Source organism: Actinacidiphila yanglinensis (assembly GCF_900107965.1).
Lineage (GTDB): Bacteria > Actinomycetota > Actinomycetes > Streptomycetales > Streptomycetaceae > Actinacidiphila > Actinacidiphila yanglinensis.
Genome location: NZ_FNVU01000009.1, coordinates 154,268 through 180,384, shown reverse-complemented (window position 1 = coordinate 180,384; position 26,117 = coordinate 154,268). Strand labels below are relative to the sequence as shown.

The window sequence follows — 26,117 nt, the reverse complement described above, 5'->3', positions numbered from 1 at the left end:
GTGCTCCCGCGGGGGGACACCGAAGGCGGCGCGAAAGGCCCCGGGTGAAGTCGGCCGGCCGCGGGAACCCCCACCGGTCGGCGATGGCGTGGATGGGCGTGCCGGCCTGGGCCGCGGTGTCCTGCGTCAGCTGCACCCCGTACTGGGCGAGCAGCGCGCCGACGCCGTCCACCCCGGTCATGGGCAGGCCGACGGCGCGCTCGGCGATGCCTGCCGGCGGGGGGAGCACGGCCTTGGGGATGCGCCCGCCATGGCCACCCGGGCCGGTGGTCGGCCCGTACGGCTGGGAGGAGTCGCTGACGTTCGGCGGCGCGTGGTCGGCCCGGACCGCCACCCCGGCATGCCGGCCCGGCCCGGGAAAGCGGCGGCCGGAAGCCGGGGCCCGTGGTGGTGGGGTTGGTGGGGGTGGTGGGGGTGGTCAGCCGATGTCGGGGGGGTCCATCCGGAGCTGGAGGGGTGCCGTGTTGCCGCTGCGGGTCGCGCGCGCCACCTGCGCGGCCTTGAGCGCGGCGGCGAGCGCGGCCCCGCTGCCCGGGGGGACCCGGAACAGCAGGCGCTCCCAGGGATCGCTGCCCGCGGGGCGCTGCACCGGCACGGGCCCGAGCAGATCGGTCCCCATGGGGAGCCGGACCAGATCGGCGAACTCGGCCACCGCGGCGGGCGGACCGGCGACCGCCGCCATCCGCGCCACCGGCGGGAACCGCAGCTCGGCGCGCTCGGCGAGCTCCCGCACGGCATGCCCCGCCGGATCCCACCGCACCAGCGCCTGCACCGGCCGCAGGGTCGGCTCGGCCAGCACCACGACGGTGCCGCCCTCACCCGCCGGCCGGACCAGGGACGCGGCCAGCGCCCACCGCCGCAACGCGTCCTCGGCCGCCCGCAGGTCGGGGCGGCCCAGCAGTGCCCAGCCGTCCAGCAGCAGCGCCGCCGCGTAGCCCTCCTCCGCGACCGGCTCGGCCCCCGGCGTGGCGACCACCAGCGCGGGAGCGCCGCCGACCGTCGCGAGCACGGTGTCCCGCCCCGACGTCCGCACCGGCACCCGGGGGAAGGCCCGCCCCAGCTCCTCCGCCGTCCGCCGCGCCCCCACCACCCGCGCCCGCAGCCGGAATCCGCCGCATTCCTGGCAGTGCCAGTCCGCGGCCGGCCGCCCGCACCACCCGCAGGCGGGGGTGCCGCCCTCCTCGCGCACCTCCAGCGGCCCGGCGCAGGCCGCGCAGCGGGCAGGGGCCCGGCAGGTGTCGCAGCCGAGCCGGGGGACGTACCCGCGCCGGGGCACCTGGACCAGCACCGGGCCACGGGCGAGCGCCTCGCGGGTGACCTGCCAGGCCAGCGACGGGAGCCGGGCGGCGCGGGCGGCCTCGTCGCGTGCCTGGTCGAGGTCGCCGACCGTGCGGACCAGCGGCGCGGCGGCCCGCACCTGGTCGCGGGTGGCGGCCAGCGGCAGCGCCCACCCGCTGTCGACGAGCTGCGCGCCCTCGACGGTGGTGGTGACCCCGCCGAGCAGGAACGCGGTGCGCTCCTCGCGGGCCCGCAGCAGCAGCACGTCGCGGGCGTGCGGTTGCGGCGCGTGCGGTTCGGCGTGGCTGGAGTCGCCGTCGTCCCACAGCGCGACCAGGCCGAGGTCCGCGACGGGCGCGAACATCGCGGCGCGGGTGCCGACCACCACCTTGACGGTGCCGCGGCTGACCGCGAGCCAGCGCCGGTAGCGCTCCTCGGGGCCCGCGTCGGCGGTGAGCAGGACGTGGCGGCCGGCGCCGAGCAGCTCGGTGAGGGCCGCGTCGACCCGGGCGGCGCTGCGACCGTCGGGCAGCACGGCGAGCGCGCCCCGCCCCGAGGCGAGCGCGGTGGCCAGGGCGCTGGCCAGCTCGCGGGGCCAGTGCGGCCCGGGCAGTGCGAGCCAGACCGCGCGGGGGGTGTCACCGCGGGCGAGCGCCTGGAGATAGGCGGGTCCGGTGGCGTACCGGGACCAGGTGGCAGGCGGCGGCACCGCGGGATCGGGCCGGGGTTCGGGCGAGGGGTCCCGCTCGGCGCGGGCCATCCGGGGCGGCACCGCGAGCTGGACCACGTCGGCGAGCGCCCCCGCGTACCGGTCGGCGACCTGGCGGCACAGCCGCAGCAGCGGCGGGGTGAGGACGGGTTCGGTGGACAGCACCTGGGCGAGGGGGGCGAGCGGGCCCGCGTAGTCGCTGTCCGTGCGGCGCTCGACCACGAAGCCGTCGTGCAGGGTGCCGCCCTCGCGCCGGCCCTTGACCACGCGGGCGCCGAACCTGACCCGGACCCGCACCCCGGGCTGGGCCTCCTCGTCCATGGCGGCGGGCACGGCGTAGTCGAAGAACTGGTCGAGGTGGACCAGCCCCTTGTCCACCAGCACCCGCGCCACCGGCAGCCCCTCGGCGAGGGCCGCACCCCGCCAGGTACGGGGCTTGGCCCGCGGCTCCTTCGACTTGCGGACCGTCTCCCGGATCAACGCGAGCTGCTCTCCGCCGCCCGCCTCCGGCGGTTCGGCCGCCCCCTCCCGCTTGGGTCCCTCGTCGCCGCTCACCTTGTGATTCTTACCAGACGGCTGCGACACCGCTGCGTGCGCCGGCCGCCACCGAAACGAGGGGGCAGTTGCTCTCGCTGCCGGACCACCCGGCCGGTGGGGGCTTGTCGCGCAGTTCCCCGCGCCCCTGGAGAGTTGCCACACTTCGCGAAGCGGCCCGCCCCCAAAGAAAGGTCCGCCCGCCCCACCATCAAGGCGGGACGGGAGGACCCTCGTACGAAACCCCTGAGACCTACAGACCCGCGGCCGCGCGCAGCGCGTCCACCCGGTCCGTCTTCTCCCAGGTGAAATCATCCAGCTCACGGCCGAAGTGCCCGTACGCCGCGGTCTGCGCGTAGATCGGCCGCAGCAGATCCAGATCCCGGATGATCGCGGCCGGCCGGAGGTCGAACACCTCACCGATGGCCCGCTCGATCTTCTCGACCTCGACGTTCGCGGTGCCGAAGGTCTCCACGAACAGACCCACCGGCTCGGCCTTGCCGATCGCGTAGGCGACCTGGACCTCGCAGCGGGAGGCGAGCCGCGCCGCGACCACGTTCTTGGCGACCCAGCGCATCGCGTAGGCGGCCGAGCGGTCGACCTTGGACGGGTCCTTGCCGGAGAAGGCGCCGCCGCCGTGCCGGGCCATGCCGCCGTACGTGTCGATGATGATCTTGCGACCGGTCAGACCCGCGTCACCCATCGGGCCGCCGATCTCGAACCGCCCGGTCGGGTTGACCAGCAGCCGGTAGCCGTCGGTGTCGAGCTTGATGCCCTCGTCCAGCAGGGCCTTCAGCTCCACCTCCACCACGAACTCGCGGATGTCGGGGGCGAGCAGCGACTCCAGGTCGATGTCGGAGGCGTGCTGCGAGGAGACGACGACGGTGTCCAGCCGGACCGCCTTGTCCCCGTCGTACTCGATGGTGACCTGGGTCTTGCCGTCGGGACGCAGGTAGGGGATGGTGCCGTTCTTGCGGACCTCGGTCAGCCGCTTCGACAGGCGGTGCGCGAGGGTGATCGGCAGCGGCATCAGCTCGGGCGTCTCGTCCGAGGCGTAGCCGAACATCAGGCCCTGGTCGCCCGCGCCCTGCTTGTTCAGCTCGTCCTCGGCGGCGTCATCCGCACCGACGCGCTTCTCGTACGCGGTGTCGACGCCCTGGGCGATGTCCGGCGACTGCGCGCCGATCGACACGGACACGCCACAGGACGCGCCGTCGAAGCCCTTCTTCGAGGAGTCGTACCCGATCTCCAGGATCTTCGCCCGCACCAGCGAGGCGATGTCCGCGTAGGCGGTCGTGGTGACCTCGCCCGCGACGTGCACCTGGCCGGTGGTGATGAGCGTCTCCACGGCGACCCGCGAGGTGGGGTCCGCGGTCAGCAGGGCGTCGAGAATCGTGTCGCTGATCTGGTCAGCGATCTTGTCGGGGTGACCCTCGGTCACTGATTCCGAAGTGAACAGACGGCGGGACACATCGCTCCCTGGGGTTGCAGCGGCTGCTGGCTGAATCTGGTGGGAGATCGCGGGGCTGCGCCCGGCTCTCCGCGACCACCTTAGCGTGAGCACCGCGGAGAAGGCCCAGGCATCTCGTTCTTTGGATGTGCCACAAGCTGCACGCCGCGGACGGCCCGCGGCCCGCTCCCCTGCTGCTCACGCCCCTGCGAGGCCGTCCCGGGGCCGCGCCGGGACCGGCCGGACGCCGCGGACGGCGCACGATCCGGGCACGAACCGCGCACGATCAGCGATCCACGTCACTTCTGGGCGGTCCGGGTGAACCGGGCGGCGACCATGTCCCACACCTGGTCGGCCAGCGCCTCCTTCGGCCCGTACGGCACCGGTGTGGTGCTGCCGTCGGCGCCGAGGACCACCGCCTCGTTGTCCGCGGTGCCGAACGCCTTGCCGTCCCCGACCTCGTTGACGACCAGCAGGTCGCAGCCCTTGCGGGTGAGCTTCGCCCGGCCGTTGACCAGGACGTCGTCGGTCTCGGCGGCGAAGCCGACCACGATCTGCCCGGGACGGGCCCGGTGCGCGGACAGCTCGGCGAGGACGTCGGGGTTGCGGACCAGCTCGACCGGCGCGGGCCCGGTGCCGTCGTCGCTCTTCTTGATCTTGCCGGCGGCGTAGACGGCGGGGCGGAAGTCGGCCACCGCCGCGGCCATCACCACCGCGTCGGCGTCGGCGGCGGCCTTGAGGACGGCCTCGCGCAGCTGCTCGGCGGTCCCGACGGCCACCACGTCGGCGCCGGCCGGGTCCGGCAGCGTGCCGGTGTTGGCGGCCACCAGGGTCACCCGGGCACCGCGGGCGACGGCGGTGCGGGCGAAGGCGTAGCCCTGCTTGCCGGAGGAGCGGTTGCCGAGGTACCGCACGGGGTCGAGCGGCTCGCGGGTGCCGCCGGCGCTGACCACGACGTGCCGCCCGGCCAGGTCGGGGGCGGCGGCGCCCCGGGCGAGGGTGCGGCGGCAGACCTCGAAGATCTCGTCCGGGTCCGGCAGCCGGCCCTTGCCGGTGTCGACGCCGGTCAGGCGGCCGACGGCGGGCTCGATGACGACCGCGCCGCGGCGCCGGAGGGTGGCGACGTTCTCCTGGGTGGCGGGGTGCTCCCACATCTCGGTGTGCATGGCGGGCGCGAAGACCACCGGGCAGCGGGCGGTGAGCAGGGTGCTGGTGAGCAGGTCGTCGGCGAGGCCGTGCGCGGCCCTGGCGAGCAGGTCGGCGGTGGCGGGCGCGACCACGACCAGGTCGGCGTGCTGCCCGATCCGCACGTGCGGGACGTCCTGGACGCCGTCCCAGACCCGGGTGGAGACCGGCTTGCCGGACAGCGCCGCCCAGGTGGCCTCGCCGACGAAGTGCAGGGCGGCGTCGGTGGGGACGACCCGGACCTCGTGCCCGGACTCGGTGAGCCGGCGCAGCAGTTCGCAGACCTTGTACGCGGCGATGCCGCCGCCGACACCCAGTACGACCTGTGGCCTGCCCATGCCCGCTCCGCTCCGCCGCGCCGCCGTGTTGTGCTCACTCCATGACACACCACGGGCCCGGCGGTCGCGCCGCCGGGCCCGTGGTCGAGGTGCTGTGCTCACCTCGGTGTGCTCACCTCACTGGGTGGGCGGCGCCTCGACGGCCTCGGAGGTCAGCAGGCCGGCGTTGATCTCGCGCAGCGCGATGGAGAGCGGCTTCTCGTGGACGTGGGTGTCCACCAGCGGGCCGACGTACTCCAGCAGGCCCTCGCCGAGCTGGGAGTAGTACGCGTTGATCTGGCGGGCGCGCTTCGCCGCGTAGATCACCAGGCTGTACTTGGAGTCGGTGGCCTCGAGCAGCTCGTCGATCGGCGGGTTGATGATGCCCTCGGGCGTGGTGATGGAAGAGGACACGCTCTACCTACCCCTACTTGTGGAAGGACTTCGAAAACGGCGCCCCGGGACCGGGGGGCCGCTGCCGGGCGTGCCGCGGTGATACCGCGACGTCACCCGATTTTCATCAAGGCTAGCAGCTCACGCGCTACATCCTCGACGGAGGTGTTGACAAGCGTCTCGTCGAACTCGGATTCGGCGGCCAGTTCGATCCGGGCGACGGCCAGCCGCCGCTCGATCACCTCGGGCGACTCGGTGCCGCGGCCGGTGAGCCGGCGGACCAGCTCGTCCCAGCTGGGCGGCGCGAGGAAGACCAGGTGCGCGTCGGGCATGGAGTCCCGCACCAGCCGCGCGCCCTGCAGGTCGATCTCCAGCAGCACGGGCACGCCGTCGGCGAGCCGGTCGAGTACCGCGCGACGCGGGGTGCCGTACCGGTGGCCGGCGAACTCGGCCCATTCCAGGAGCTCGCCGTTGGCGACGAGTTTGTCGAACTCGTCGTCGTCGACGAAGCGGTACTGCACGCCGTCCTGCTCGCCAGGACGGGGTCTGCGGGTGGTCGCGGACACCGAGAGCCATACCTCGGGCTGCGCCGCACGCAGATGAGCGACGACCGTGCTCTTCCCGACCCCGGAGGGGCCGGAGAGCACGGTCAACCGCGGGTGTCTGACCGGGGCGGCCGGGGAAGCCCCCGGCGAGGCGAGGGGCTTGGCCGGCCCCGGTGAGGCTGGAGAACTCATAGAGCGATTATCCCCGGTTCCCGAGAGCGGCGGGACCCGGAGTCACCCTCAGGCGGGAGCGCCGCCGAACTCGCGTTCCAGGGAAGCGATCTGGTTGGAACCGAGCCCGCGCACACGGCGGCTCTCGGAGATGCCGAGCCGCTCCATGATCTGCTTGGCGCGGACCTTGCCGACGCCAGGAAGCGACTCAAGGAGTGCGGAGACCTTCATCTTGCCGATGACATCGTTCTCCTGGCCCTGCTTGATCACGTCGTGCAAGCTGGCGCCGGAGTGCTTGAGCCGGTTCTTGACCTCGGCGCGCTCCCGGCGAGCCGCGGCGGCCTTTTCGAGCGCGGCAGCGCGCTGTTCAGGGGTAAGGGGCGGAAGAGCCACGCCTACGTCACCTCGGATGTAGAGCAATCGGATAGGAAGTACGGACCGCCCGGGAGCACCGGGCGACCTGCGGCGCACCTGGGCGGCGCGCTCCTGTCGGAGACTAGCGGTCCGCGCGGCCCAAGTCAGCGAGAACAGATGAAAAGTCCTGGTCAGACTCGATCCGGCGGGATATTCGGGACAAACCGGAACAGGTTTTGCCGTCAATGCGGCCAGTGGTTGAAAGCGGCCCTTTTTTTGGCCGTTTTCTCGACGTATTACCGGCCGGTAATACCGCGGGATTCACCCGTTCCGGTCATCACCGCGCGCACGTGATCGACATAGTCTCGTACCGATTTCAACAAAGCACCGGCGTCCGGTCCGTGCCGCAGCACATCGCGGCTCACACTCGGCAGCACGTTCGGCAGTGCCGCACCGAAAACCGCCGGGAGATCGGCCGGCGTCGCGCCCTGGGCGCCGACGCCGGGGGCCAGCAGCGGGCCGTTGACCGCGAGGTCCGCGCCCACCTCGCCGAGCGTCGCGCCGACCACCGCGCCGACCGAGCCGAGCGGCCGTACCCCTTCGTTCTCGGCCGCGATCGCGTCCAGCATCACCTGCGCCACCGACCGGCCGCCCGCGGCGGTCGCACGCTGCACCTGGGCGCCCTCCGGGTTGGAGGTCAGTGCCAGGACGAACACCCCCGCGCCGGACACCGCGGCGGCGTCCAGCGCCGGCCGCAGCGACTCGAAACCGAGGTAGGGGCTGACCGTCACCGCGTCGCAGAACAACGGGGAGTCCTTGTCCAGGTACGTGGCCGCGTACGCCGCCATCGTCGAGCCGATGTCGCCGCGCTTGGCGTCCATCAGCACCAGGGCGCCCGCCGCGCGTGCCCGCGCCACCGCCTTCTCCAGCACCGCGACACCGCGCGAGCCGAACCGCTCGAAGAACGCGGACTGCGGCTTGAACACCGCGGTGTGCTCGGCCAGGGCGTCCACCACGGTCATCGTGAAGCGCTCCAGGCCGCCCGGGTCGTCGGGCAGCCCCCAGTCGGTCAGCAACCGCGCATGCGGGTCGATGCCGACGCACAGCTGGCCGCGGGTGTCCATCGCACGGCGCAGCCGGGCACCGAACGGCTCCTGCTGCCCGGACCCGGTGCCGGGTGCGCCCGCCCCGGTGGGCGTCGTGCCGCTGCTGCCGGTCATGAGGTCACCTTCCGGGAGTCCGCGCCGACGGCGTCGGCGAGGGTGGCGTACGGGCTCGCGGCCAGCCGGGCGGCCAGCCCCTTGTGCACGGCGCGCATCCAGAACGGGCCGCGGTAGATGAAGGCGGTGTACCCCTGGACGAGAGTGGCGCCGGCCAGGATGCGCTGCCAGGCGTCCTCCGCGTCCTCCACCCCGCCGACACCGACCAGGGTGACCCGGTCACCCACCCGCGCGTACAGCCGGCGCAGCACCTCCAGCGAGCGGGACTTGAGCGGCGCCCCGGACAGCCCGCCGGTCTCCGCGGTCAGTGCGGGGTCGGAGCGCAGGCCCGCGCGGCCGATCGTGGTGTTGGTGGCGATGATGCCGTCCAGGCCCAGTTCGAGGGCCAGGTCGGCGACGGCGTCGACGTCCTCGTCCGCGAGGTCGGGGGCGATCTTCACCAGCAGCGGCACCCGGCGGTCGGTGACGGTGCGGTCGGCGGCCTCGCGCACCGCCGCGAGCAGCGGGCGCAGCGCTTCGGTGGCCTGCAGGTTGCGCAGGCCGGGGGTGTTGGGCGAGGACACGTTGACCACGAGGTAGTCGGCGTACCGGGCCAGCCGCTCGGTCGAGGTCACGTAGTCCGCGACCGCGTCCTGCTCCGGGACCACCTTGGTCTTGCCGATGTTGACGCCGACGGTGGTCCGGAAGACCTCCCGACGGGCCCCGAGCCGGGCGGCCACGGCCGCCGACCCGTCGTTGTTGAAGCCCATCCGGTTGATCAGGGCCCGGTCGCGGACCAGCCGGAACAGCCGCTTCTTCGGGTTGCCGGGCTGGGCCTGCGCCGTGACGGTGCCGATCTCCACGTGCCCGAAGCCGAGCATCGCCATCCCGTCGATGGCGACCGCGTTCTTGTCGAAGCCGGCCGCCAGCCCGAACGGGCCGTGCATCCGCAGGCCCAGCGCCTGGGTGCGCAGTTCGGCGTACCGCGGTGCCAGCGCGGCCGCGAGGAACGTCCGCAGCACCGGCACCCGGGCGGCCAGCCGGATCCACCGGAAGGCCAGGTGGTGCGCCTTCTCGGCGTCCATCCGCCGGAAGACCAGCCTGAAGAAGAGGGCGTACATGGCTCGCTTTCGTTCGTCGAAGGGTGCGCCCCGGTGGTGACCGCCCCACCCCCGCAGGGGCGGGGCGGCCAGTGGTCAGGCCCGGGCCGCGATCAGGCGCTCCGCGTGTTCCTGCAGCGACCGCACCCCGATACCGCCGTGCGTCAGGGCGTCGATGCCCTGGACCGCGGCAGCCAGCGCCTGGACGGTGGTCAGGCACGGGATGCCCCGGGCGACGGCGGCGGTGCGGATGTCGTAGCCGTCGAGGCGTCCGCCGGTGCCGAAGGGCGTGTTGACGATCAGGTCGATCTCGCCCTCGTGGATGAGGGTGACCACGGTGGGCTCACCGTCGGGCCCGGTCCCCTCGCTCTGCTTGCGGACGACCCGCGCGTCGATGCCGTTGCGCCGCAGCACCTCGGCGGTGCCGGAGGTGGCCAGCAGCTCGAAGCCGTGCTCGATCAGCGCCCGCGCCGGGAAGATCAGCGCCCGCTTGTCGCGGTTGGCCACCGAGATGAACGCGCGGCCCTTGGTGGGCAGCGCGCCGTACGCGCCGGCCTGCGACTTGGCGTAGGCGGTGCCGAAGACCGCGTCGATGCCCATCACCTCGCCGGTGGAGCGCATCTCCGGGCCGAGGATGGTGTCCACCCCGCGGCCCTGCACGTCGCGGAAGCGGCTCCAGGGCAGCACGGCCTCCTTGACGGAGATCGGCGCGTCCAGCGGCAGGGTGCCGCCGTCGCCGGCGGCCGGCAGCAGCCCCTCCGCGCGCAGTTCGGCGACGGTCGCGCCGAGCGAGATCCGGGCCGCCGCCTTGGCGAGCGGCACGGCGGTCGCCTTGGAGGTGAACGGCACGGTGCGCGAGGCGCGCGGGTTGGCCTCCAGCACGTAGAGGATGTCCCCGGCCAGCGCGAACTGGATGTTGATCAGCCCGCGCACCCCGACTCCCGCGGCGATGGCCTCCGTGGAGGCCCGCAGCCGCTTGATGTCGTGGCCGCCCAGGGTGATCGGGGGCAGCGCGCACGCCGAGTCGCCGGAGTGGATGCCGGCCTCCTCGATGTGCTCCATGACCCCGCCGAGGTACAGCTCGTGACCGTCGTAGAGGGCGTCCACGTCGATCTCTATGGCGTCGTCCAGGAACCGGTCGACCAGCACCGGGCGGGTCGGGCTGATCTCGGTGGACTCCTCGATGTACGCGGCCAGCCGGGACTCGTCGTAGACGATCTCCATGCCGCGCCCGCCGAGCACGTAGGAGGGGCGGACCAGCACCGGGTAGCCGATCTCGTCGGCGATGGCCTTGGCGCCGGGGAAGGAGGTGGCGGTGCCGTGCTTGGGCGCGGGCAGGCCGGCCTCGGCGAGCACCTGGCCGAAGGCGCCGCGGTCCTCGGCGAGGTGGATCGCCTCGGGCGAGGTGCCCACGACCGGCACCCCGTTGTCCTTCAGCGCCTGGGCCAGGCCGAGCGGGGTCTGGCCGCCGAGCTGGACGATGACGCCGGCCAGCGGTCCGGCCAGTTGCTCGGCGTGCACGATCTCCAGCACGTCCTCCAGGGTGAGCGGCTCGAAGTAGAGCCGGTCGGAGGTGTCGTAGTCGGTGGAGACCGTCTCGGGGTTGCAGTTGACCATCACCGTCTCGTACCCGGCGTCGTGCAGCGCGAAGGACGCGTGCACGCAGGAGTAGTCGAACTCGATGCCCTGGCCGATCCGGTTGGGGCCCGAGCCGAGGATGATCACCGCGGGCCTGGTCCGGGGCGCGACCTCGGACTCCTCGTCGTAGGAGGAGTAGAAGTACGGCGTGCGGGCGGCGAACTCGGCGGCGCAGGTGTCGACCGTCTTGTAGACCGGGCGGATGCCGAGGGTGTGCCGGACCTCGCGGACGACGTCCTCGCGCAGGCCGCGGATCTCGGCGATCTGGGCGTCGGAGAAGCCGTGCCGCTTGGCTTCGGCCAGCAGCACCGGCTCGAGCCGGTCGGCGGCGGCCAGCTCGTCGGCGAGCTCCTTGATCAGGAAGAGCTGGTCCACGAACCACGGATCGATCCTCGTGGCGTCGAAGACCTCCTGCGCGGTCGCGCCGGCCCGGATCGCGGCCATGACGGTATTGATCCGGCCGTCGGTGGGCACGGCCGCCGTCGCCAGCAGCTCGTCCTTGGCGGCCGGGTCGGCCGGGCCGGCGAAGTCGAACTGCGAGCCCTTCTTCTCCAGCGAGCGCAGCGCCTTGTTCAGCGCCTCGGTGAAGTTGCGGCCGATCGCCATCGCCTCGCCCACCGACTTCATGGTGGTGGTGAGAGCGGCGTCGGCGGCCGGGAACTTCTCGAAGGCGAACCGCGGCACCTTCACCACCACGTAGTCCAGGGTGGGTTCGAAGGACGCCGGGGTCTGCTCGGTGATGTCGTTGGGGATCTCGTCCAGGGTGTAGCCGACCGCCAGGCGCGCGGCGATCTTCGCGATCGGGAAGCCGGTGGCCTTGGACGCGAGCGCGGAGGAGCGGGAGACCCGGGGGTTCATCTCGATGACGATGACCCGGCCGTCCTCGGGGTTCACCGCGAACTGGATGTTGCAGCCGCCGGTGTCGACGCCGACCTCGCGGATCACCTCGATGCCGATGTCGCGCAGGACCTGGTACTCGCGGTCGGTGAGCGTCATCGCGGGCGCGACGGTGATGGAGTCGCCGGTGTGCACGCCCATCGGGTCGAAGTTCTCGATGGAGCAGACGACCACCACGTTGTCGTGCTTGTCGCGCATCAGCTCCAGCTCGTACTCCTTCCAGCCGAGGATGGACTCCTCCAGGAGCACCTCGGTGGTCGGCGAGAGGGTCAGGCCCTGGCCGGCGATCCGGCGCAGCTCCGTCTCGTCGTGGGCGAAGCCGGAGCCGGCGCCGCCCATGGTGAAGGAGGGGCGGACCACGACCGGGTAGCCGCCGAGGGTCTCCACGCCGGCCAGCACGTCGTCCATGGTGCGGCAGATCACCGAGCGGGCGGACTCGCCGTGCCCGATCCTGCGGCGCACCGCCTCGACCACGCCCTTGAACAGGTCGCGGTCCTCGCCCTTGTGGATGGCCTCGACGTTGGCGCCGATCAGCTCCACCTCGTGCTTGGCCAGCACGCCGTTCTCGTGCAGCGCGATCGCGGTGTTCAGCGCGGTCTGGCCGCCGAGGGTGGGCAGCAGCGCGTCGGGGCGCTCCTTGGCGATGATCTTCTCGACGTACTCGGGGGTGATCGGCTCCACGTAGGTGGCGTCGGCGATCTCCGGGTCGGTCATGATCGTGGCCGGGTTGGAGTTGACCAGGATGACCCGCAGGCCCTCGGCCTTCAGGACGCGGCACGCCTGGGTGCCGGAGTAGTCGAACTCCGCTGCCTGGCCGATGACGATCGGGCCGGAGCCGATGACCAGGACGGACTGGATATCGGTGCGCTTAGGCACGCTGGCCCTCCATCAGGGAAACGAAGCGGTCGAACAGGTACGCGGCGTCGTGCGGGCCGGCGGCCGCCTCGGGGTGGTACTGGACGCTGAAGGCCGGCTTGTCGAGCAGCCGCAGCCCCTCCACGACGTTGTCGTTGAGGCAGACGTGGCTGACCTCGGCGCGCCCGTACGGGGTGTCGCTGACCCGGTCGAGCGGGGCGTCGACGGCGAACCCGTGGTTGTGCGCGGTGACCTCGACCTTGCCGGTGGAACGGTCCTGCACCGGCTGGTTGATGCCGCGGTGACCGTACTTGAGCTTGTACGTGCCGAAGCCGAGCGCCCGGCCGAGCAGCTGGTTGCCGAAGCAGATCCCGAACAGCGGGGTGCCGCGCTCCAGGACCGCCTGGATGACGCCGAGCTCGGCGGTGGCGGGGTCGCCGGGGCCGTTGGACAGGAACACCCCGTCGGGCGCGGTCGCGTACACCTCCTCCACGGTCGCGGTCGCGGGCAGGACGCGCACCTCGATGCCGCGCTGGGCCATCCGGTGCGGGGTCATCCCCTTGATGCCGAGGTCGAGAGCGGCCACGGTGAAGCGCTTGGCGCCGATGGCGGGGACGGTGTACGCCTCCTGGGTGGCGACCTCGGCGGACAGGTCCGCGCCGGCCATCTCGGGGGCCTGGCGGACCCGCGCCAGCAGCGCGGCGTCGTCGGGCGCCCCGTTGCCGGAGCCGCCGCCGAGGGCGGCGCCGGAGAAGATGCCGACCCGCATGGCGCCGCGCTCGCGCAGGTGCCGGGTCAGCGCGCGGGTGTCGATGCCGCTGATGCCGACCACGCCCTGGGCGGCCAGTTCCTCGTCGAGACCGCGGCGCGAGCGCCAGTTGGACGGGACGCGGGCGGGGTCGCGCACCACGTATCCGGCCACCCAGATCCGGCGGGACTCGGGGTCCTCGTCGTTGACGCCGGTGTTGCCGACGTGCGGGGCGGTCATGACGACGACCTGGCGGTGGTAGGAGGGGTCGGTCAGCGTCTCCTGGTAGCCGGTCATGCCGGTGGAGAACACGGCCTCGCCGAAGGTCTCCCCCACGGCCCCGTAGGCGCGGCCGCGAAAGGTGCGGCCGTCCTCCAGGACGAGTACGGCGGGCGCGGTGGCCGCCCGGGTGGAGGTCGTCATCGTGCGCCTTCCTTGTCGGTGGTGAACGCGACGGCTCGTTCGCCGCTCAGTTCGGTGATCGCCTCGGCCCAGGCGGGATGTTCGGCCGCGTGCTCCGAGCGGAAGCCGGAGTCGATGAGGGTGCCGCCGTGCTCCCAGGTGACCACGAGCAGGCCGCCCTCGGGCAGCACCTTGCCGGCGATGGCCTGGTCGAGCCGGGCACCGCGCAGGGCGCCGGCGGGCACGAGGAAGCCGGGGGCGCCGGTGCGCTCGACCAGCAGGCCGCGCGCGGTCAGGGTGAGCCGGGCCTTGCTGCGGACGCCGAGGCCGTGCGCGACGATCCGGTCGAGCCACTGCCCGGCGGTGGTGGAGCCGTGGTAGCGCGCGTCCGTGACCAGCAGCGGCTCGCCCAGCTCGGCCGGGTCCTCGGGCGGCTGCGGGAGCTCGGGCAGGCCGCCCTGGAGGGTGCGCCGCCACTGCCAGCCCTGCCGCATCAGCCAGTAGACCAGGCCGATCACCAGGATCAGCCCGACGATCCAGCCGAGCCGGTCCGACCAGTGGGTGACCTGCGCGGAGTGCTTGCCGCCGTCGGCGGTCGCGGCCGCCAGCGCTGTCAGAGGAGTCGTCACGTGAGCTTCCCGTCCATGACCGTCGCACGGCCCCGCAGGAAGGTCGCGATGACCCGGCCGGGCAGCTCGCGTCCCTCGTAGGGGGTGTTGCGGCTGCGGGAGGCGAAGTCCGCGGGGTTGACGGCTCCACGGTATGCGGGATCGAGGAGTACCAGGTTCGCGGGCTCGCCCGCGGCGATCGGCCGGCCGTGTCCGGCGAGCCGCCCGATCGCGGCGGGCCGGGCCGACATCCGGTCGGCGACGCCGCTCCAGTCCAGCAGGCCGGTGTCGACCATGGTGTGCTGCACCACGGACAGCGCGGTCTCCAGGCCGACCATGCCCATGGCGGCCGCGGGCCACTCGCAGTCCTTGTCCTCGGTCGGGTGCGGGGCGTGGTCGGTGGCGACGCAGTCGATGGTGCCGTCGGCGAGTGCCTCGCGCAGCGCCATCACGTCGGCCTCGGTGCGCAGCGGCGGGTTGACCTTGTAGACGGGGTTGTACGTCCGGACGAGCTCGTCGGTGAGCAGCAGGTGGTGCGGGGTGACCTCGGCGGTGACGTCCCAGCCCTTGGACTTCGCCCAGCGGACGATCTCCACCGAGCCCGCCGTGGACAGGTGGCAGATGTGCACCCGGGAGCCGACGTGCGCGGCCAGCAGCACGTCCCGCGCGATGATCGACTCCTCGGCGACCGCGGGCCAGCCGGTCAGGCCCAGCTCGCCGGAGACGATGCCCTCGTTCATCTGGGCGCCCTCGGTCAGCCGGGGCTCCTGCGCGTGCTGGGCGACGACCCCGCCGAACGCCTTCACGTACTCCAGCGCGCGGCGCATGATCACCGCGTCGTCCACGCACTTGCCGTCGTCGGAGAAGACCCGCACCCGCGCGGCGGAGTCGGCCATGGCGCCCAGCTCGGCGAGTTTGCGTCCCTCCAGCCCGACGGTGACGGCGCCGACCGGCTGCACGTCGCAGTAGCCCGACTCCTTGCCGAGCCGCCACACCTGCTCCACGACGCCGGCGGTGTCGGCGACCGGGAAGGTGTTCGCCATCGCGTGCACCGCGGTGTAGCCGCCGACGGCCGCGGCGCGGGTGCCGGTGAGCACCGTCTCGGAGTCCTCGCGGCCGGGCTCGCGCAGGTGGGTGTGCAGGTCGACCAGGCCGGGCAGCAGGATGCGGCCCTCGCCCTCGACGACGTCGGCGCCCTCGGCGGTGAGGCCGGTGCCGACCTCGGCGATGCGCTCGCCGTCGATCAGGACGTCCATCGGCTCGCCGCCGAGCAGCCGCGCACCGCGGATCAGGATCTTGCTCATCGTTACTTGCTCTCCTCGGTACGGGCGGCTTCGGGGGCTTCCGCGGCCGGGCGGCCGTCGGCGTCGGCGCTGTCGGTGCGGGTGCCGGTGATCGCGGGCTCGGAACCGCCGAGCAGCAGGTAGAGCACCGCCATCCGGGTGCTCACGCCGTTGGCGACCTGTTCCACCGCGGTGCAGCGCGGCGAGTCGGCGACCTCGGCGGTGATCTCCATGCCGCGGTTCATCGGGCCCGGGTGCATCACGATGGCGTGCTCGGGCAGCGCCGCCATCCGCAGCCCGTCCAGGCCGTAGCGGCGCGCGTACTCCCGCTCGGTGGGGAAAAACGCGGCGTTCATCCGTTCGCGCTGCACCCGCAGCATCATCACCGCGTCGGACTTGGCGAGCACCGCGTCCAGGTCGTACGACACCTTGCAGGGCCACTGCTCGACGCCGATCGGCAGCAGCGTCGGCGGGGCGACGAGGGTGACCTCGGCGCCCAGGGTGGTGAGCAGCAGCACGTTGGAGCGGGCCACCCGGCTGTGCAGCACGTCGCCGACGATGGTGATCCGCCGGCCCTCGAGGTCGCGGCCGACGCCGGACAGGTGGCGGCGCATCGTGAGGGCGTCGAGCAGGGCCTGGGTGGGGTGCTCGTGGGTGCCGTCGCCCGCGTTGACGACCGAGGCGTTGATCCAGCCGGAGGTGGCCAGCCGGTGCGGGGCGCCGGAGGAGTGGTGGCGGATGACGACCGCGTCGGCGCCCATCGCCTCCAGCGTGAGCGCGGTGTCCTTCAGGGACTCGCCCTTGGAGACCGAGGAGCCCTTCGCGGAGAAGTTGATGACGTCGGCGGACAGCCGCTTGGCGGCGGCCTCGAAGGAGATGCGGGTCCGGGTCGAGTCCTCGAAGAAGAGGTTCACGACGGTGCGGCCGCGCAGGGTGGGCAGCTTCTTGATCGGCCGGTCGGCGACGCGGGCCATCTCCTCGGCGGTGTCCAGTACGAGGAGGGCGTCGTCGCGGGTGAGGTCGGCGGCCGAGATCAGGTGGCGCTTCATGCGGGGTGAACTCCGGAGGGCTGGGCGGGCCGGCGGGCCGGGCTGGTGGGGGGTGTGCCGGGACGGCCGGGCGGGCATGCGGACGCGGGCGGCAGCGGGGCGCGCGCACCGGGCGGGGCGCGGCGCGTGCGGGTCGGCGGGCGTGACGGCCCGGCCGGGGGCGTGCGGGCGCCCGGGACCCGGTTGCGGGGTCCCGGTGGAGGCGCGCTAACCGTCCGCGGCGTGGCCCGCGCGCGGGCCCGGGTCCTTCTGGCCGAGCAGCACGCTGTCGCGGCCGTCCTCCTCCGCGAGCAGCACCTTGACGGTCTCGCGCAGCGAGGTGGGGAGGTTCTTGCCGACGTAGTCCGCCCGGATCGGCAGCTCCCGGTGGCCGCGGTCGACCAGCACGGCGAGCTGCACCGCGCGGGGGCGGCCGATGTCGTTGAGCGCGTCGAGGGCGGCGCGGATGGTGCGGCCGGAGAAGAGCACGTCGTCGACGAGGACGACCAGGCGGCCGTCGATGCCGTCGCCGGGGATCTCGGTGCGGGCGAGCGCGCGCGGCGGGTGCAGCCGCAGGTCGTCGCGGTACATCGTGATGTCCAGCGAGCCGACGGCGGCGGCCCGGCCGGTGATCTCGGCGAGCTTGGCGGCGAGCCGGTGGGCGAGGAACACCCCGCGGGTGGGGATCCCGAGCAGCACCACGTCGTCGGCGCCCTTGGCGCGTTCGACGATCTCGTGGGCGATACGGGTGAGGACCCGGGCGATGTCGGGGCCCTCCAGCACGGGGCGGGCGGCGATGCCCGGGGCGTCGGCCCGGCCGGTTGCGGCGGGGCTCGCACTCGTGCGGATACTGCGGTCGTCGACCATGGGTCGGGGACCTCCTTCCCCGCCTCACGGGACGGGTGTTAAAGGACGTCTGGGTGAACGCCCTCCACCGTATCAGGCAACCGGGACGGCCCAGGTCAGACGCCAGTCGGCCCCTTTCGGCTTGACGAGCCCGGATTACGCTGCGTAACCTCACAGTGAGTCACCGAGTTTCCGTCCGGGGAGCCATATGTCCAGCGATTACGCCAAGCAGCTCGGAGCAAAACTCCGGGCCATCCGCACGCAGCAGGGCCTGTCCCTGCACGGCGTCGAGGAGAAGTCCCAGGGCCGCTGGAAGGCAGTGGTCGTGGGGTCCTACGAGCGCGGCGACCGTGCCGTGACCGTGCAGCGCCTCGCCGAGCTCGCCGACTTCTACGGCGTCCCGGTGCAGGAACTGCTGCCCGGCACCACGCCCGGCGGCGCCGCCGAGCCGCCGCCGAAGCTGGTGCTCGACCTGGAGCGGCTGTCCCAGGTCCCGCCGGAGAAGGCCGGTCCCCTGCAGCGCTACGCGGCGACCATCCAGAGCCAGCGCGGCGACTACAACGGGAAGGTGCTGTCGATCCGCCAGGACGACCTGCGCACCCTCGCGGTCATCTACGACCAGTCGCCGTCGGTCCTCACCGAGCAGCTGATCTCGTGGGGCGTCCTCGACTCGGATGCGCGCCGCGCGGTCCAGCACGACGAGAGCTGAGCGCTCCGCGGGTTCAGCCGCTGCAGAAACGTACCCTCGCCCGGGGTGGTGGGCCCTCACGGGCCGGCCGCCCCGGGCGAGGGCGTTTCCGGGGTGCCCCCAGGGTGCCCTGACCCTCCGGGGTACGTGGTTCTGCCGGTAGAGGGACCACCTGTCGCTGGTGGGCTGGTCGCGCAGTTCCCCGCGCCCCCGGTTGGTGCAGGTTCCTCCGCGAAAAGAGCGCCACCACCAACGGGCGCGTGGGGGCACCTCCCAGCCGCCAGACTGGGGAAGACCTGCGCGACCAGCCCCCCCACCGGCCAGGTGGTCCCGAAACAGGCAGGACCACACACCCCGGAGGGATCAATCAGGGGCGCGGGGAACTGCGCGACAAGCCCCCCACCGGCCAGGTGGTCCCGAGACGGGCGGGACCACCCACCCCGGAGGGATCAATCAGGGGCGCGGGGAACTGCGCGACCAGCCCCCCACCGGGCAGATGGTCCCGAAACAGGCAGAACCACACACCCCGGAGGGAACAATCAGGGGCGCGGGGAACTGCGCGACCAGCCCCCCACCGGGCAGATGGTCCCGAGACGGGCGGGACCGCCTGCCCCGGGGGGTCCCGCCTAGCGACTCGCGGGGGCGTAGCCGGACGGGCGGGTGGTGAAGGTGCCGCGGCCCTGGGTGCGGCTGCGCAGCCTCGTCGCGTAGCCGAACAGCTCGACCAGCGGCACCGTCGCCGTGACCGCGGTCGTGCCGGCGCGCGCCGTGGATCCGGTGACGCGCCCGCGGCGGGCCGCGAGGTCGCCGAGGACGCCGCCGACGGCGTCCTCGGGTGCGGTGGCCGTGACCTCGACCACCGGCTCCAGCAGCACCATCGCACAGGCCCGCAGCGCCTCCCGGAGTGCGAACATCCCGGCGGTGCGGAACGCCATCTCCGACGAGTCGTTGGGGTGGGTCGACCCGTCGGTCAGCGTGACCCGCACGCCCGTGACCGGGTGGCCGCCGAGCGGACCCTCGGCGAGCGCGTCGCGGCAGCCGTGCTCGACCGCGCGGACGTACTCGCGCGGCACCCGGCCGCCGACCACCGTCGACGTGAACACGAACCCCTCTCCCTCCTCCGCGCCGTCGCCGGCCGCGAGCGGGGCGACATCGATGACGACATGGGCGAACTGCCCGGCGCCGCCGTCCTGTTTGACGTGCCGGTGGACGAACCCGGACACCCCGCGGGTGACCGTCTCGCGATAGGCGACCTGGGGCGCCCCGACGGCGATCTCCAGCCCGTGGGCGCGGCGGACCTTCTCCACCGCGACCTCCAGGTGGAGTTCGCCCATGCCGGACAGCACGGTCTGCCCGGTCTCGCGGTCGGTCCGCACGGCCAGCGACGGGTCCTCCTCGACCAGCCGGCCCAGCGCGGCGACCAGCCGTCCGGCGTCCGCGTTGCGGCGTGCCTCGACCGCGACGGACACCACCGGCTCGGCCACCGACGGCGGTTCGAGCACCAGCGGTGCCGACGCCGCGCACAGCGTCGCCCCGGCGCGGGACGCCTTCACCCCGATGACCGCGACGATGTCGCCGGCCACCGCCTGCTCCAGCTCGGTGTGCCGGTCGGCCCGCATCCGCAGGATCCGCCCGATCCGCTCGCTGCGCTTCGCACCCGCGTCCAGCACCGTGTCCCCCTTCCGGATCGTGCCCGAGTACACCCGCAGGAACGTCAGCCGCCCGGTGGCGGTCGAGGTCACCTTGAACACCAGCCCTGCGAACGGCGCCGCCGGATCCGCCGGCCGCTCGGCCGTACGGTCCTCCACGCCCTCCGCGTCCCGGTGCCGCCCGGTGACGCTGCCGCGGACCGGCGGCACGTCGAGCGGCGACGGCAGGTACGCCACGACCGCGTCGAGCAGCGGCTCGATCCCCCGGTTGCGGTACGCCGAGCCGCACAGCACCACGACGGCCTCCCCGCTCCGGGTGAGGTCGCGCAGCGCGGCCACCAGCGTCGGCTCCCGCAGCGCGGAGCGCGCGCAGAACTCCTCCAGCGCGGCCGGGTGCAGCTCGGCCACCGCCTCCTCCAGCAGGCGTCTGCGCCGCCGCGCCTCGTCCAGCAAGCCGCCCGGTACCTGCCCGTCCTGGACCTCGCCGCCGTCGGCCCAGGTCAGCGCGCGCATCGTGACCAGGTCCACGACGCCGGTGAAACCGTCCTCCCGTCCGATCGGCAGTTGCACCACCAGCGGCACGGTGTGCAGACGGCGCCGGATGGACGCCACGGCCGTGTCGAGGTCGGCGCCCGCCCGGTCGAGCTTGTTGACGAACGCGATCCTCGGCACGCCGTGCCGGTCGGCCTGCCGCCACACCGACTCGCTCTGCGGCTCCACCCCGGCGACCGCGTCGAACACCGCGATCGCGCCGTCGAGGACCCGCAGCGCGCGCTCGACCTCGTCGGCGAAGTCGACGTGCCCGGGGGTGTCGATCAGGTTGATCCGGTGGCCGGCCCAGTCGCAACTGGCGGCGGCCGCGAAGATGGTGATGCCGCGGTCGCGCTCCTGCGGGTCGAAGTCGGTGACGGTGGTGCCGTCGTGGACCTCGCCGCGCTTGTGGGTGGCGCCGGTGAGGAACAGGACGCGCTCGGTCACGGTGGTCTTGCCCGCGTCGACGTGGGCGAGGATGCCGAGGTTGCGTACGGTCGCGAGCGGGTCGGAGCCGCCGCGGGTACGGCGGACGGTGGGAAGGGTGCTGCGCATGGCCGGTGGCCTTTCGTGGCTGGTCCTGGTCAGGGCAGCGCGATGACGCGGCGGGAGTTGCGGAGCCGGGCCCGGCCCGGTCCTGAGCCGTGCCACGGCGGGCACGCGCTCGGTCGTTCGTGATGCCTTCGGCGCTCGGTCGCAGAGCGGTCAGGCGGTCGCCGCGGAGTTCCGGTGCCGGGCGCGCAGCGGGCACCGGACGGAAGGAGACACGAGAAGCACCTGGTGCCCGGCCGGGGGGACGACGACGGTGCGGTGACTGCGCACGATCGACTCCCCTCATTCGTCAACGGGCGCACCCCGCAAGGGGCGTGGGTGCGTGGCTTCGGCGTGATCGTAGCGAAGCGCGGACCGCTCGGCAGCCCCTTTTCCGTTCACCGCCCGGTGTGACGGGCCGTCACCGCGGCCCCCACCATGAGGGCGGCGGCGGCGAGGACGAGCGACAGCCGCAGACCGGGCAGGAAGTGGGAGGCGACGAGGGCGCCGAAGAGGGCCACCCCGACCGCGCCGCCGACCTGCCGGGCGGTGTTGAGGTGGGCGGAGGCGGTGCCCGCGTAGTCCGAGGGGACCGCGTCGAGGATCGCCCCGGTCATCGCGGGAACGGCGGCGCCGCCGCCGAGGCCGACAGGCACCGTGGCCAGGCAGATCGACCGGACGGAAGCGCTGGGCCCGGCCGCGAGCAGGGCCAGCAGGCCCGCGGCGAAAAGGAGTTGGCCGCCGACCAGCGGCAGCCGCGGCCCGAGCCGGGCGGCGAGGCGGCCGCCGTACACGTTGGCGAGCATGGCGGCGGCGCTCATCGGCAGGAACGCGAGACCGGTGGCGAGGGCGGAGTGCCCGCGCTCTTCCTGGAGGAACAGGCTGAGCAGGAAGACGATGCCGTAGTATGCGAAGTTCTGCGCGAAGCCGGCCACGCCCACCGCGGAGACCACCGGGTCGGCGAACAGCCGTGGCGGCAGCATCGGTTCGGGGGCCCGGCGCTCCCAGCCGGCGAACCCGGCGCCGCCGGCGACCGCCACGGCCAGGGCAGCGAGGACGGGGGCCGCGGTCCAGCCGAGGGTGCCGCCCTCGATCAGGCCGAAGGTGAGCCCGCTCAGCGCGAGCGTCACGGCCGCCTGACCCGGCAGGTCCAGGCGCCGCCGGGTGCCGGGCGGCGGCGCGTACGCACGGGCGGTGGCGACCAGGGCCACGGCTCCGAACAGCAGGTTCACCAGGAACAGCGAGCGCCACTCGAACCGTTCGAGCAGCAGGCCGCCCAGCACCGGCCCGGCGGCCACGGCCGCACCGCCGGACGCCGCCCACACGCCGACCGCCCGGGCGCGGGCGGCCGGAGCGGCGTAGGCGTGCCGGACCATCGCCAGCGACGCGGGCAACTGGACGGCCGCGCCCACGCCCTGGACGAAGCGCGCCGCCACGAGCATTCCCGGTGAGGCGGCCAGGCCGCAGGCGAGCGAGGCGAGGACGAACAGCGCCAGCCCGCAGCCGTAGGCCCGCCGGGCGCCGAGCCGGTCGCTCAGGGTGCCGCCGATGAGCTGGAGCGCGGCGAACATCAGGGTGTAGCCGTCGACCACCCATTGCAGGGACGTCAGCCCGGCTCCCCACTCGCGGCCGAGAGTGGGCAGCGCGACGTTCACGATGGTGGCGTCGAGGCCGACCATCAGGAAGCCGAGGGAGGCGGCGGTCAGGGTCCATCGCGCCCGGGGGGAGGCGGGGGGCGCGGCGCGGCCGGGGGCGGCGGTCAACTCGGTGTTCACCGCTCCAGGCTGGGGCGCCGGGCAGGCCGCGGACAACGGCCGAGGGTGCACCTGACAGGGCTACCCTGGCGGCACCGGAGACGGCGGAGAACCCGTACGCGGGGAGCCGGACGCAGGGAGGCGGGCGGTCGGGTGACCGGGCAGAGCGTGACGGCGGTCGAGCTGGGCGCGTTCCTGCGCTCGCGGCGGACCGCGCTGGCGCCGGGCCGGGTGGGCCTGCCCGAGCAGGGCGTGCGCCGCACCCCGGGGCTGCGCCGGGAGGAGCTGGCCCGGCTGGCGGGCGTCAGCGCGGGCTACTACGTCCGGCTGGAGCAGGGGCGGGCACGCTACCCCTCGGCAAGCGTGCTGGGCGCGCTGGCCGGCGCGCTGCGGCTGTCCGCCGAGGAGCGCGGCCACCTGTTCGCGCTGGCCGGCCGGCTGCGCCCGCAGCCCGAGCCCGCGGTGGCCGCACCGGCCGCCCGCCGGATGCTGGAGCTGCTCGCCCCGCCGACCGCCGCCTACGTGATCAGCCGGCACAGCGACGTCCTGACCTGGAACGACACGGCGGCCGCGCTGTTCGGGCACCTGGTGGACGGCGCCGCGCCGCCGAACAACGTGCGGTACGTCTTCACCGACCCGGACGCCAGGGACCTGTTCGTCGACTGGCCGGAGATCGCGGCGGACTCCGTGGCCCACCTGCGGGCCGCGACGGGTCACCACCCGGACGACGCCCGGCTCGCCGCGCTGGTGGCCGGGGTCGGCGAGCAGAGCACGGAGTTCCGCCGGCTGTGGTCCTGCCGGGAACTGCGCCACAAGGCCGAGGGGCGCAAGGAGCTGCGCCACCCGCTGGTGGGCCGGCTGACCCTGGACTACGCGGTGCTCGCCGCGCCCACGGCCTCGGGCCAGCGGCTGGTCGCCTACAGTGCCGAGCCGCACTCCCCGTCGTACGCCGCGCTGGCCCGGCTGCGGCAGGAGGCCGTGCCGAGCCGGACCTGAGGGCCCGTCAGGCGCCGCCGTACAGGCGGGAGACGACCTCGGGCAGCAGGCGTTCGGTGAGCGCGGGCGGCAGTTCCTGGAGGACGGCCAGGACGGGCGCCATCCGGGCCGGGAGCGCGCCGTCGGCGCCGACGCCCGCGGCGGCGAGGGCGAGCGCCGCCTCGTCGGGGGTGAGGGCGGCCGCGTCGAGGGTGCGGGCGAGCTCGATCAGCGCCGGATCGACCACGGGCGGCCCGAGGTCGCGGGCCCGCGGGACCGCGGCGGCGAGTTCGGTGAGCAGCTCGTCGATACGGTCCCCGCCGGCGACGGCAGCGGTGACCGTGAGGTGGAGGTTGGCCGGGGAATCGGCGAAGGCGGGTTGCGGCTGGAGGTACCACCCGCGCAGCCGCATCTCGTCGGCGACGACGAACGGGTGGAGCGCGGGATCGGTCGAGGCGACGGCCACCAGCGACGCGTCCGGCTCACCGAGCACCCGCAGGCCGTCGATCCGGCCGATGCCGTCGACCAGGCGCCGGGTCGCGAGGTGCACGCGCCGCGCCAGGTCGGTGTAGCCGTCGGTACCCACGTGCTGGATCACCGCCCACGCGGCGGCGAGCGGCCCCGCGGACTTGGTGCCCTGGAGGGTCGCGTTGACCACCGGGTAGCCCGGCCACGCGGCGTGCGCGAACCACCCGTGCCGGCGCAGCTCCGCGTCGCGGAAGAGCAGCACGGACGCGCCCTTGGGCGTGTACGCGTACTTGTGCAGGTCGACCGAGAGCGAGGTGACGCCGGGGACGCCCAGGTCGAAGGGCGGCGGCGCGGGCAGGTCGGCGGCCAGCCGCCGGTGGCCGAGGTACCAGCCGCCGATGCAGGCGTCCACGTGGCACAGCACGCCGCGGGCCGCGGCCGCGGCGGCCGCCTCCGGCACCGGGTCGACCACGCCGTGCGCGTACGACGGCGCGGACACCACCACCAGCGCGGTCCGCTCGGTCAGGGCCGCGGCGATGTCCCGCGCGGACACCCGGTAGGTGTCCGGGTCCACCGCGACATCGACCACGCGCAGCCCGAACAGGTGCGCGGCCTTGTGGAAGGCGGCGTGCGCGGTCGTCGGCAGCACGATCTCCGGTGCGGTGACGCCGCGGGTGCGGCGGGCGTGCTCCCGGGCCGTCAGGACGGCCAGCAGGCAGCTCTCGGTGCCTCCGCTGGTGAAGGTGCCCACGGTGCGGGCGCCGGGGCCGGTTCCGCCGAGCAGCTCGGCGGCCCGCGCCACCACCTCGTTCTCCAGGGTGACCACGCTGGGGAAGGCGGTCATGTCCAGGCCGTTCACCCCGGCGAGGGCCGCGTGCGCCCGCCCGGCCAGCTCCTCCAGCTCGTCCAGCCCGGCGTCGTACACGTACGCCATCGTCCGCCCGCCCCGCACCGCCAGGTCCCCCGCGCGGAGCTGCGCGAGCCGCTCGAGTATCCGGTCCCCACCATCCATGCGCAGACCTTACGGTGCTGCCCCGGTCCCCGGCGGGTGGTCCGGCAACACCGCCGCGGTCGCTCGGCCCGCGGGCTCCCGGCCGCGCCATCGTGGCTGCCCGCGCAGTTCCCCGCGCCCCTGTCGGACACCCTCCTGCCACAACGGCGCCCACTCCCCGTGGAGGGGTGCCCTTGCGGGCGACGTGCACACCGCGGGGGCTGGGCCCGCGGGCTCCCGGCCGCACCATCGTGGCTGGCCGCGCAGTTCCCCGCGCCCTGTCGGGCACCCCTCAGCCGTGAGGCCCCCCGGAGCGCTCCGGACGGGGAGACGTCCACCACCAAGGGGCGCGGGGAACTGCGCGAGCAACCCACCACCGGCCGGTGATCCGGACACTCGCCGCAGGGGCTGGGCCCGCGGGCCCGCAGCCGCGACGTCGTGGCTGGCCGCCCAGTCCCCCGCGCCCCTGTCGGGCACCCCTCAGCTCGCAAGGGCAGGCGCGGGGGACCCACCACCGGGAGGTGGTCCCGGAACCGGGGGACGGGGGGGACCCGGGGGTCCCGTTACCGCTTGAGCGTGGGCTTGAGCTCCATGAGGCGGCCGAGCAACCCGTTGATGAAAGAGGGCGACTCGTCCGTCGAGAACTCCTTCGCGAGCTGCACCGCCTCGTCGAGGACCACCGCGTCGGGCACGTCGTCCTCCCAGATCAACTCATACGCACCGAGCCGCAGGACGTTGCGGTCCACCGCCGGCATCCGGTCGAGTGTCCAGCCGACCGCGTACCCGGCGAGCAGCTCGTCGATCCGCTCGGCGTGCGCGACGCAGCCCTCGACGAGCTGCATCGTGTACGCGGTGACCGGCGGCTGCCGGTCGTCGGTCCGCGCGAGCCGGATCCAGTCCGCCATCACGACCGTGGGGACCGCACCCCGCTGCTCGGCCTCGAAGAGGATCTGGAAGGCGCGCTTACGGGCCTTGTTGCGAGCAGCCACG

Annotated in this window: 20 protein-coding genes; 2 read left to right on the top strand and 18 right to left on the bottom strand. The window is 74.0% G+C overall.

Features of this window, described 5'->3' with window-relative positions:
* Positions 1-418: 418 nt before the first annotated feature.
* From C4U44_RS21930 to pyrR, 14 genes are all read right to left on the bottom strand, one after another.
* A complete protein-coding gene (locus C4U44_RS21930) occupies positions 419-2,542 on the bottom strand; it encodes a primosomal protein N' (protein WP_235032248.1) in 2,124 nt (707 codons plus the stop codon).
* Between the two features lie 232 nt (positions 2,543-2,774).
* Positions 2,775-3,992 carry a methionine adenosyltransferase gene (gene metK, locus C4U44_RS21925; RefSeq protein WP_103887665.1) on the bottom strand — a complete coding sequence of 406 codons (1,218 nt, stop codon included), beginning with the start codon at positions 3,990-3,992 and terminating at the stop codon, positions 2,775-2,777.
* A 278-nt stretch (positions 3,993-4,270) separates the two neighbouring features.
* Positions 4,271-5,494, bottom strand: a complete 1,224-nt coding sequence (gene coaBC, locus C4U44_RS21920) for a bifunctional phosphopantothenoylcysteine decarboxylase/phosphopantothenate--cysteine ligase CoaBC (protein ID WP_103887664.1) — start codon at positions 5,492-5,494, stop codon at positions 4,271-4,273.
* A 117-nt stretch (positions 5,495-5,611) separates the two neighbouring features.
* Entirely contained in the window at positions 5,612-5,887 is a 276-nt protein-coding gene (rpoZ, locus tag C4U44_RS21915) for a DNA-directed RNA polymerase subunit omega (RefSeq protein ID WP_103887663.1), read from the bottom strand.
* A 92-nt stretch (positions 5,888-5,979) separates the two neighbouring features.
* Complete coding sequence (gene gmk / locus C4U44_RS21910) at positions 5,980-6,603, bottom strand: guanylate kinase (RefSeq protein WP_103887662.1); 624 nt, start codon at positions 6,601-6,603, stop codon at positions 5,980-5,982.
* Between the two features lie 48 nt (positions 6,604-6,651).
* The gene (locus tag C4U44_RS21905) at positions 6,652-6,975 is read right to left on the bottom strand and encodes an integration host factor (RefSeq protein WP_103887661.1); all 324 of its coding nucleotides are present in this window, start codon (positions 6,973-6,975) and stop codon (positions 6,652-6,654) included.
* 257 nt (positions 6,976-7,232) lie between these two features.
* A complete protein-coding gene (gene pyrF / locus C4U44_RS21900) occupies positions 7,233-8,060 on the bottom strand; it encodes an orotidine-5'-phosphate decarboxylase (RefSeq protein ID WP_235032262.1) in 828 nt (275 codons plus the stop codon).
* A 92-nt stretch (positions 8,061-8,152) separates the two neighbouring features.
* Positions 8,153-9,256: a quinone-dependent dihydroorotate dehydrogenase gene (locus C4U44_RS21895; protein ID WP_103887659.1), complete on the bottom strand. Its 1,104-nt coding sequence runs from the start codon at positions 9,254-9,256 to the stop codon at positions 8,153-8,155.
* A 75-nt stretch (positions 9,257-9,331) separates the two neighbouring features.
* Positions 9,332-12,646: a carbamoyl-phosphate synthase large subunit gene (carB, locus tag C4U44_RS21890; protein WP_103887658.1), complete on the bottom strand. Its 3,315-nt coding sequence runs from the start codon at positions 12,644-12,646 to the stop codon at positions 9,332-9,334.
* On the bottom strand, positions 12,639-13,796 hold the full coding sequence (gene carA / locus C4U44_RS21885; RefSeq protein ID WP_103887657.1) for a glutamine-hydrolyzing carbamoyl-phosphate synthase small subunit: 1,158 nt from the start codon (positions 13,794-13,796) through the stop codon (positions 12,639-12,641). Before carA ends, carB begins: the two co-directional genes overlap by 8 nt.
* Positions 13,793-14,404, bottom strand: a complete 612-nt coding sequence (locus C4U44_RS21880) for a PH-like domain-containing protein (protein ID WP_103887656.1) — start codon at positions 14,402-14,404, stop codon at positions 13,793-13,795. Before C4U44_RS21880 ends, carA begins: the two co-directional genes overlap by 4 nt.
* The gene (locus tag C4U44_RS21875) at positions 14,401-15,687 is read right to left on the bottom strand and encodes a dihydroorotase (RefSeq protein WP_103887655.1); all 1,287 of its coding nucleotides are present in this window, start codon (positions 15,685-15,687) and stop codon (positions 14,401-14,403) included. Before C4U44_RS21875 ends, C4U44_RS21880 begins: the two co-directional genes overlap by 4 nt.
* Before the next feature lie 2 nt (positions 15,688-15,689).
* On the bottom strand, positions 15,690-16,715 hold the full coding sequence (locus C4U44_RS21870; protein ID WP_103887654.1) for an aspartate carbamoyltransferase catalytic subunit: 1,026 nt from the start codon (positions 16,713-16,715) through the stop codon (positions 15,690-15,692).
* 207 nt (positions 16,716-16,922) lie between these two features.
* Positions 16,923-17,561 carry a bifunctional pyr operon transcriptional regulator/uracil phosphoribosyltransferase PyrR gene (gene pyrR, locus C4U44_RS21865; protein WP_235032247.1) on the bottom strand — a complete coding sequence of 213 codons (639 nt, stop codon included), beginning with the start codon at positions 17,559-17,561 and terminating at the stop codon, positions 16,923-16,925.
* A 187-nt stretch (positions 17,562-17,748) separates the two neighbouring features.
* Here pyrR and bldD point away from each other — a divergent pair, with 187 nt between their 5' ends.
* Positions 17,749-18,249 carry a transcriptional regulator BldD gene (gene bldD, locus C4U44_RS21860; protein WP_103887653.1) on the top strand — a complete coding sequence of 167 codons (501 nt, stop codon included), beginning with the start codon at positions 17,749-17,751 and terminating at the stop codon, positions 18,247-18,249.
* A gap of 605 nt (positions 18,250-18,854) precedes the next feature.
* On the opposite strand, the gene fusA is transcribed toward bldD, so the two are convergent.
* Positions 18,855-20,963, bottom strand: coding sequence for an elongation factor G (gene fusA / locus C4U44_RS21855; protein ID WP_103887652.1), 2,109 nt, complete (start codon positions 20,961-20,963; stop codon positions 18,855-18,857).
* A 374-nt stretch (positions 20,964-21,337) separates the two neighbouring features.
* Positions 21,338-22,714 carry an MFS transporter gene (locus C4U44_RS21850; protein WP_235032246.1) on the bottom strand — a complete coding sequence of 459 codons (1,377 nt, stop codon included), beginning with the start codon at positions 22,712-22,714 and terminating at the stop codon, positions 21,338-21,340.
* Between the two features lie 132 nt (positions 22,715-22,846).
* On the opposite strand from C4U44_RS21850, the gene C4U44_RS41160 reads away from it, so the two are divergent.
* The gene (locus C4U44_RS41160; RefSeq protein ID WP_160145081.1) at positions 22,847-23,689 is read left to right on the top strand and encodes a helix-turn-helix domain-containing protein; all 843 of its coding nucleotides are present in this window, start codon (positions 22,847-22,849) and stop codon (positions 23,687-23,689) included.
* A 7-nt stretch (positions 23,690-23,696) separates the two neighbouring features.
* On the opposite strand, the gene C4U44_RS21840 is transcribed toward C4U44_RS41160, so the two are convergent.
* Both C4U44_RS21840 and nusB read right to left on the bottom strand, forming a co-directional pair.
* Entirely contained in the window at positions 23,697-25,148 is a 1,452-nt protein-coding gene (locus C4U44_RS21840) for a pyridoxal phosphate-dependent decarboxylase family protein (RefSeq protein ID WP_103887651.1), read from the bottom strand.
* A 542-nt stretch (positions 25,149-25,690) separates the two neighbouring features.
* Positions 25,691-26,116: a transcription antitermination factor NusB gene (nusB, locus tag C4U44_RS21835; protein ID WP_103887650.1), complete on the bottom strand. Its 426-nt coding sequence runs from the start codon at positions 26,114-26,116 to the stop codon at positions 25,691-25,693.
* Position 26,117: the final 1 nt, after the last annotated feature.

What these genes read in the sequence shown, in the direction of transcription:
- fusA (WP_103887652.1), bottom strand. Translation starts at nt 20,963, where the DNA reads ATGCGCAGCACCCTTCCCACCGTCCGCCGTACCCGCGGCGGCTCCGAC.
- gmk (WP_103887662.1), bottom strand. Translation starts at nt 6,603, where the DNA reads ATGAGTTCTCCAGCCTCACCGGGGCCGGCCAAGCCCCTCGCCTCGCCG.
- coaBC (WP_103887664.1), bottom strand. Translation starts at nt 5,494, where the DNA reads ATGGGCAGGCCACAGGTCGTACTGGGTGTCGGCGGCGGCATCGCCGCG.
- C4U44_RS21875 (WP_103887655.1), bottom strand. Translation starts at nt 15,687, where the DNA reads ATGAGCAAGATCCTGATCCGCGGTGCGCGGCTGCTCGGCGGCGAGCCG.
- C4U44_RS21840 (WP_103887651.1), bottom strand. Translation starts at nt 25,148, where the DNA reads ATGGATGGTGGGGACCGGATACTCGAGCGGCTCGCGCAGCTCCGCGCG.
- C4U44_RS21895 (WP_103887659.1), bottom strand. Translation starts at nt 9,256, where the DNA reads ATGTACGCCCTCTTCTTCAGGCTGGTCTTCCGGCGGATGGACGCCGAG.
- pyrR (WP_235032247.1), bottom strand. Translation starts at nt 17,561, where the DNA reads ATGGTCGACGACCGCAGTATCCGCACGAGTGCGAGCCCCGCCGCAACC.
- C4U44_RS21870 (WP_103887654.1), bottom strand. Translation starts at nt 16,715, where the DNA reads ATGAAGCGCCACCTGATCTCGGCCGCCGACCTCACCCGCGACGACGCC.
- pyrF (WP_235032262.1), bottom strand. Translation starts at nt 8,060, where the DNA reads ATGGACACCCGCGGCCAGCTGTGCGTCGGCATCGACCCGCATGCGCGG.
- bldD (WP_103887653.1), top strand. Translation starts at nt 17,749, where the DNA reads ATGTCCAGCGATTACGCCAAGCAGCTCGGAGCAAAACTCCGGGCCATC.
- carA (WP_103887657.1), bottom strand. Translation starts at nt 13,796, where the DNA reads ATGACGACCTCCACCCGGGCGGCCACCGCGCCCGCCGTACTCGTCCTG.